Consider the following 7,096-nt stretch of genomic DNA (forward strand, 5'->3'; position numbering starts at 1 on the left):
GGCACATCCGCCCCTTTATCCGAAACCTCACTACCCCTTCCCAACTGGGAGTTGATGGACGAGTTTGCTTCGAAACCTGGCGCGGCGGCACACATGGTCCCCGCGTAGTGGGTTCGCTCGATGGGGAGTACCTGTCGCACCCCGGATCCCAGCTCGACAGAGCCCCACAGTTTCATTGGAGATTCCAGCAGCCAGTCTTGCATTCCGGTGCACTGCCGTTTCATGAACAGGTTCCAGTTGCTCCACCACGGATCCTTCGAGCCTGGCAAGTGGGCACAGTACGACTTCTCTGACGGGCCTGTGGTCGGTGGAGTAAAGACTACGTTGTTTCACTTCTACCTGCCCTACTCACGTCACCGCCTCGTCCAACGCATCCCAGACCAGTCCCTCCCAAACGTGATCGCAGCGCTTCACACCTGCTTTGTCATGATTGGTGGGGTTCCTCGCTACGTGCTCACCGACAACGCCAAGACTGCCGCTACTACGCACGTGGCTGGTATTGGGGTGCTCAACGCCAAGATGGTCAAGTTCGCCAGTGCCTACGGGTTTAGCTTGTGGACCTGCGTCCCCTATGACCCAGCCTCGAAGGGTGGGGTTGAGCGAGCGGTGCGGGTGGCAAAGGAGCACCTGTGTCCAAGAGATACCAATCTTATCGATGCCTACGAGAGCCTTGAACAGTTAGAGGAGGCCATTGCCGAGTTCAACCGAGAGATCAATGGCAAGGTCCACGCCAGTTCAGGCAAGATCCCAGCCCTCGTGCTCGACGAGGAACGATCCCTGTTCTCTCCACTGCCGGCCACGCCTTATGTGGCCGCCTACGGGGTGATGCGCAAAGTGGAGGCCAACATGGGCATCGTACGCTATCGTCGCTGCGGATACTCGGTGGACCCCAGCCTGCGAGGATCTACCGTCTATGTCCGCGAGGTAGGCGACGAGGTGGTGATCGTCACCGTGGTGCAAGAACGAGCGACCGAGGTTGCCCGTCACAAGCGAGGTGAGCCCTATGGGTATGTCATCTCAGATCAGCACAAAGATCCCAGCCATCCAAGTGGACCGCTCGTGCGTCACCCAATACCCACCAGTGCAACTCAAGCCAAGTTCCTTGCGATCTCCCCGGTTGCAAGTACGTGGCTTGAGCATGCGGCCAATGTGGGGGCTGACAGGATCCCTGGCTCCATTGAGATGTTCCTAACCGTTGAACCCAACGACGCCATCTGGGCGATGGAGGCATCACTTCGCGTCAAGGAGTTTGACACCGCGGTGATCTCCGCATTGCTGTTGAAAGCCAAGAGGATCAGAGTCCAGACAAAGTCAGTGAAGCCAGAACCAACGAGCCTCGGGGGCTCTACCCGGCCCTATGCCCAACTCGAGAGGAGCGCAACCCATGACTGAGGCCGATAGCAACCCAGTAGCCCAAGAGATCACCGAGATGGCCAAGCGACTCCGGTTACCCCATCTACGGCGTAACTTCTTCGATCTGGCCCTTACGGCCAAGGCTCAACGATGGGACCCCATTGAGCTCATCCGCGTACTCCTTGAGACCGAGATCACGGGAAGGAATGCGGCGACGCTGTCACTGCGGCGCAGTGCAGCCAACCTCCCAGGATCGCGGACTCTGGCAGGCTTTGACCATTCGGTGTCCTCGATCCCGACCCACGTCGTGAACGCGCTCGCCACGATGGAGTGGGTGAGGCGTAAGGAGAACCTCGTGCTCTGTGGACCCCCAGGGACAGGCAAGAGCTTCCTTGCCGAGGCTCTGGCCTCTGAGGGGATCGAGGCCGGCATGAGGGTCGCCTGGTACCGGCCAGAGACGATCACCCAGATGATGGTGACGGCGAAGTTGACCGATACCGTACCCGGCACACTGGGCAAGCTCAAGCGGTTGGATCTCATCGTGATTGACGACGTCGGGATCTTACCGATCGACCAAGACGCCTCAGAGGCCCTCTATCGCGTCATTGAGACCGCCTATGAAGTAACCTCTGTCGTTGTGACCTCCAACTTCGCCTTGAGTTCCTTTGACCAGATCCTCACGTCTCCCTCACTGGCAACAGCACTGGTGGATCGACTTGCCCACCATGCCCATATCATTGAAACCAGTGGCGAGTCCATTCGTCTCGCGCAAGCCTTGGCAGGAAAGGGGGTGATGCCACTCCAACCTTAGACCGTTCTTTACTCGCCTAACTGAGTACCCAACCCCCTAGGACCCATCCCTAACCCATGCAAAACCAGTGACCGTACCCGTGCAATTTAGGTGTCCGTGAGTGTGCAGGTTTTCGTGACCGTTAACAATGGTGNNNCTAACCCATGCAAAACCAGTGACCGTACCCGTGCAATTTAGGTGTCCGTGAGTGTGCAGGTTTTCGTGACCGTTAACACCTTCACCTTTGGTCACGTCCGTCAATTAGATGAGGTGATCGAGGCAGAGCTCACCCGTGCTTGGGGAATGGGTCTGGCCCCAGGAGATGATCCCATGGTGATCGACATCGACTCTACGATCTGTGAGGTCTCTGGGTATCACAAGCTGAGGAGCTGCCTATGGCTATACCAAGAAGCTCGGCTATCACCCAATCCTCGCCGTTCGCTCTGACACCGGTGAGGTACTTCATGGTCGCATGCGAAAGGGCTCAGCCAATACCCAGAGGGGGACCAAGCGCTTTGTCCAAGAGCTCATCCCTAGGTGTCGACGAGCCGGGGCGACTGGCAAGATCACCATCCGCTTTGACTCCGGGTACCAATCAGAGGCGACGTTAAAGGAACTAGAACGACTAGGAGTGTCCTACACCATGGCGGTCCATGCAAACGCCAAGGGGATAAAGTCCCTGATAGAGGCTATTGACTCCGATTCTTGGATACCGATTGACTACACCGACAATGGTGAGGCCCAAGTAGCCCAGACTACCTATAAGGGCAGACGTCTCATCATCCGTCGTACCCGCCTCATTGGTCCCCAGGCAGAGCTCTTTCCTAACTGGCGTCACTTCGGATTCGTTACCGATCTCAAGGGTTGCGCCGTTGAGATAGATCAGTTCCACCGGAACCGAGCACGGGTTGAACTCTCCATCAAAGACTTAAAGGAGGGAGCAGGACTCGAACATATCCCCTCTGGTAAGTTCGATGCCAACAGTGCCTGGCTCTCCCATGCCATCCTTGCCCATAACCTGATGCGTCAGGTGAGCTACCTTGGTGAGATCACTCCGAGTGAATCGATGGTCATCGCTCGTAGCTTTCGGAGAAACTTCATCGCTCTGGCGGGACGCCTTGTCAACCGATCGGGGAAGATCACGCTTCGTACCCCGGCTCGTTGGCCATGGGCCAAGAGCTTCATGAGAGCACTCATCACCCTCCGAGCACTCGAACCAGTTCCTATCTAGGGAACTACCCCGACTCTAAGCGCGGTCACAAGTACACTCTCCAGGCGCCCCACAAACGAAAGACCAAAACCAACCTCTAACCCATCACGTCCCGACTCGGGTCAGCTCCGATCCAGAGCCACGGGTTCACTCAATGACACACAATCACAACCTCAGGACCACCGCCTCACCCCGAAACCGGGGTGCGTCGGTAAGGTAGGCCACTGGTTGAGCATCGTCCAATCGCGGTTGAGATCCCGACCAGGCTATATGGTGGCATCTTCCAGCCCACCGCCTGGGACCAACAGCCCCCACGACTGGAGTGAGCCTCCCCAGCAGCCCCCTATCAAACCGTGCATGCGATTCTCCCGCACACGGCTTTCCGACATCATTCATTCGTCAGGCATGCGCGTTCGGATAGCGTATGGTTCCGGTGAGTCGGTAGATTCCAAGGTTACCTAGCCATTTCCATGTGAAGCGGTCCGTCCAGTTGAAGCCGGATAGGCCGTACTTCCTGGAGGCTAGCTTCGCCATTCTCTCATGCACGTAGGAGTCGATTGCACCGAACTTGGCCGAGGAGTTACCCTGACAGAAGTAGGTGCCCCAACCACGGAGTACCGGGTTAAGTTCTTCGACTACTGCTTCAAATGGACGGCCCACCTGTCGTGGCTGGGTCAGGTCTATAATTTTCGACCTGATAGATGCCATGGCTTTTGGTGAGGGCCATTTGTTGAGGTAGTAACGACCCGTGTACTTGTGGGACTTCACCATACGATGGTGAAAGCCCAGGAAGTCAAAGCCCTCTGTGCCTTCTCGTAGATTTGCTACCTTGGTCTTGCCGGGGTGGAGAACCAGCCCGAGGGGGACCAGGGTTTCTTCTACAAGGGAGCGGGCTTGTTCGGCTCGTTCCTTGGTGGGACAGAGGACGACAAAGTCGTCACAGTAGCGCACCAGTGTCCCGAGTCGCTTGCCTTTGTCCGCCCATACCTCATCGAGGACATTGAGCGCTATGTTGGCGAGCAACGGGGAAAGTGGTGAGCCTTGGATGACACCTGAAGTTGGTTCAGATACCACTCCGCCTTCAAAGATCCCTACTCGGAGCCAGCTTCTAAGGAGCTTTAACATCTGCCGGTCAACGACGCGACGTTCAATCTGGGCCATGAGCTTGTCATGGTCGATTGTGTCAAAGCAGGCCTTGATGTCGGCATCGAGTATCCATGTCATTCCCTTGTTGGCCGTAGTCCTTACGACTTCGAGGGCTTGGTGTGGAGAGTGCTTTGGACGAAAGCCGAAACTTACCGGTGAGAAGTCAGCCTCGAAGATTGGTTCGAGAACCAGCTTCGCGGCTGCCATTATCACGCGGTCTCTCACGCATGGAATGCCAAGTGGACGGGTCTCGCCCGGTCTACCCGGCTTTGGAATATGTACTCTCCTAAGGGGTTTGGGTCGGTAGGTACCGGTCCGTAGCTCCTCGGTGAGTATGTCTAGGAAGGCTTGTATCGACTCGGGACCACCGGAGGAGATGTCGGTGATGCTCACCTTGTCTATCCCTGGGGCCCCTTGGTTCCTGGCCACGTCAGACCAGGCTCTATACATCACGTCACTGCGGGTGAGCTTATCGTATAGGGCGTGGAATCGACGTGTCCGATTCTGCTTGGCACTGCGATATAGCACACGTTGGAGAGCTCGAACGGGGTCCAAGCCGTCGGCTTGTCTTATGGTCCTAGCTGATTGCTCAGCACTCATGAGCGTTCCTCTCTTTCACGTCATGCGTTGATGAAGTAGGGGCCCTTCGCTCTAGTTGGGTTATGTTGTCCCAACCGTCATCACTACTATGGCCCCTCCGATTCCCTCTTGGCCGCCTATCACTTCCCGGGAGCACCGGTTATAGATAGGTTCGTTCCTGATCTCCGCTTCAATCAGGGCCAAGGAGGGCCTCTCCAGTTCCCACGACACCTTTCTGTACGTTCCACTTCCCCTACGCCGGAGGGTTCTTCGACACCCGCTCCAGATTCCTGAGGTGTCTTCCATGGCCTTCGCCCAAACACAACGGGCTCGGCTCCCTCCTGAACCTGTGTAATACAGGAGTAATAACGACGCTGCAGAATTCGCTTTATGCTGCGGACCGCACATTTGATCCACCCCGCTTCGACCCAGACATCTCTATCTAAACCGGGGGCTTCTCTACCAAGGACTCTGGCGTCTCCTTGGACCGGACTCTCACCGGCTAGCTATCGTGAGCTTGTCGCTCGGTCTATGTCATCTGACCTCCTTGTTTGCTGTGATATACGTCCGAGCTTCTGGACGCACGTGGATCCAGGCTAAAGAAATGGGTTCTGGACGGGGTCGATCTTACCGTCGCCCTACCGTACCTCTCAGCCTATATGGGTCACGTGGGACTCAAAAGCACCCAAGACTACCTGCGGCTCACGGCCGACTTATATCCGGCAATCGTTATGACCGTGGAACAACATTTCGGTTCCATCATTCCTGGAGGAGGTGAGCGTCGGTGAGTACCACTGATTTTGCTCGTTTGCTGACCCGCTATTTGAGTCAACACCTGCCTGCTCAGCGCAGTTTGAGCAGCCACACTATTGAGTCGTACCGAGATACCTTCAAGCTACTACTTCGCTTTGGCCATGAGGAAAGGGGTTGGGAATTCGAGTACATTACACTTTCTCAGATCGACCGTTCCTGCATTGAGGCGTTTCTCGATTGGCTGGAATCCTCTCGCCACTCCGGTGTGGCCACGCGTAACCAACGACTTGCCGCATTGCGAGCCTTCTTTCGCTGGGTTTCGTACGAGGCGCCAGAGTCGATTGAGATGACTCAGCGGATTCTCGGGATCCCGTGGAAAAAGACGACACAACCCATCGTCACATACCTAACACCTGAAGCGATGAAAATGCTCTTGGCACAACCTGATCGTCAGACCAGCAGGGGTCACCGGGACACTACCTTATTGGCGCCTTTGTATGACACAGGTGCCCGGGTACAGGAGATTGCCGATGTTCGGGTGCGCGATCTCCGCCTTAGCGAACCGACTGTCATCACCTTGACAGGTAAGGGTAGTAAACGAAGGGTCGTACCTCTAATGACGGGAACGGCTATCTTGGTGAGCGAATACATGGTGCAGTATCAGCTGACACGACCTCAATCTCAGGATCATCCACTGTTTTTCAATCGCCAACACCATCCGCTGAGCCGCTGGGGTATCACCTATATATTGAACAAGTACGTCGAATCGGCCCGACTACTTTACCCAGGTGGATTTCCAGACACCGTGAGTCCACACGTAATGCGCCATTCTAAGGCGATGCACTTGCTCCAAGCTGGAGTAAATCTCATTTACATCCGGGACTTGTTGGGTCACAGCGATGTAACCACCACCGAGATCTACGCTCGGGCTGATGCCAAAATGAAACGAGAGGCTCTGGAGGCGGCGACAATACCAGCAATGGACATTTCACCGATGTCATGGACAGAAGATTCTGATCTCATGGGGTGGTTGACTCAACTAGGCACACGGGCATTATAGGGATCCTTGTTATGTAGAGTCATTTGACGGCCATCTGCCCCTCTTGCTGGAGCGGATGGCCGTTCCTCACCATAACTCCGGGCTCTACATAATTACCTTTATGTAGAGCTCCACATAAGGGCAAGAGCTACCTTGCGTGTGCACTGGCCTTTGCTGGGATTCGATCGGGTCATAGTGCAGCGTACCGGAGGGCACCGGCACTCCT

The 7,096-nt window shown here is 55.9% G+C and carries 6 protein-coding genes; 5 read left to right on the plus strand and 1 reads right to left on the minus strand.

The genetic code is table 11. The annotated features are described in order from the left end of the window. Nucleotides 1-222 precede the first annotated feature (222 nt). The 4 genes from M7Q83_RS11960 (at nt 223) to M7Q83_RS11975 (ending at nt 3,374) form a co-directional block, all read left to right on the plus strand. Nucleotides 223-1,392 carry a hypothetical protein gene (locus M7Q83_RS11960; protein ID WP_298339102.1) on the plus strand — a complete coding sequence of 390 codons (1,170 nt, stop codon included), beginning with the start codon at nt 223-225 and terminating at the stop codon, nt 1,390-1,392. Next, entirely contained in the window at nt 1,385-2,164 is a 780-nt protein-coding gene (istB, locus tag M7Q83_RS11965) for an IS21-like element helper ATPase IstB (RefSeq protein WP_298339105.1), read from the plus strand. The genes M7Q83_RS11960 and istB overlap by 8 nt, the downstream gene beginning before the upstream one ends. Before the next feature lie 189 nt (nt 2,165-2,353). Next, on the plus strand, nt 2,354-2,590 hold the full coding sequence (locus tag M7Q83_RS11970) for a hypothetical protein (RefSeq protein WP_298339108.1): 237 nt from the start codon (nt 2,354-2,356) through the stop codon (nt 2,588-2,590). Then, nucleotides 2,571-3,374, plus strand: a complete 804-nt coding sequence (locus M7Q83_RS11975) for a transposase (RefSeq protein ID WP_298339118.1) — start codon at nt 2,571-2,573, stop codon at nt 3,372-3,374. Before M7Q83_RS11970 ends, M7Q83_RS11975 begins: the two co-directional genes overlap by 20 nt. Before the next feature lie 378 nt (nt 3,375-3,752). Here M7Q83_RS11975 and ltrA read toward each other — a convergent pair whose 3' ends face one another. Then, nucleotides 3,753-5,099, minus strand: coding sequence for a group II intron reverse transcriptase/maturase (gene ltrA / locus M7Q83_RS11980; protein ID WP_366526413.1), 1,347 nt, complete (start codon nt 5,097-5,099; stop codon nt 3,753-3,755). A gap of 763 nt (nt 5,100-5,862) precedes the next feature. Between ltrA and M7Q83_RS11985 the strand changes: the two genes are divergently transcribed. Continuing rightward, nucleotides 5,863-6,891 carry a site-specific integrase gene (locus M7Q83_RS11985; protein ID WP_298339112.1) on the plus strand — a complete coding sequence of 343 codons (1,029 nt, stop codon included), beginning with the start codon at nt 5,863-5,865 and terminating at the stop codon, nt 6,889-6,891. The last annotated feature ends 205 nt before the right edge of the window (nt 6,892-7,096 follow it).

Source organism: Ferrimicrobium sp. (genome assembly GCF_027364955.1).
In the GTDB taxonomy this organism is placed as follows: domain Bacteria; phylum Actinomycetota; class Acidimicrobiia; order Acidimicrobiales; family Acidimicrobiaceae; genus Ferrimicrobium.

Excerpts from the sequence above, each read along its gene's own strand:
- istB (WP_298339105.1), top strand. The coding sequence starts at position 1,385 with ATGACTGAGGCCGATAGCAACCCAGTAGCCCAAGAGATCACCGAGATG.
- ltrA (WP_366526413.1), bottom strand. The coding sequence starts at position 5,099 with ATGAGTGCTGAGCAATCAGCTAGGACCATAAGACAAGCCGACGGCTTG.
- M7Q83_RS11960 (WP_298339102.1), top strand. The coding sequence starts at position 223 with ATGAACAGGTTCCAGTTGCTCCACCACGGATCCTTCGAGCCTGGCAAG.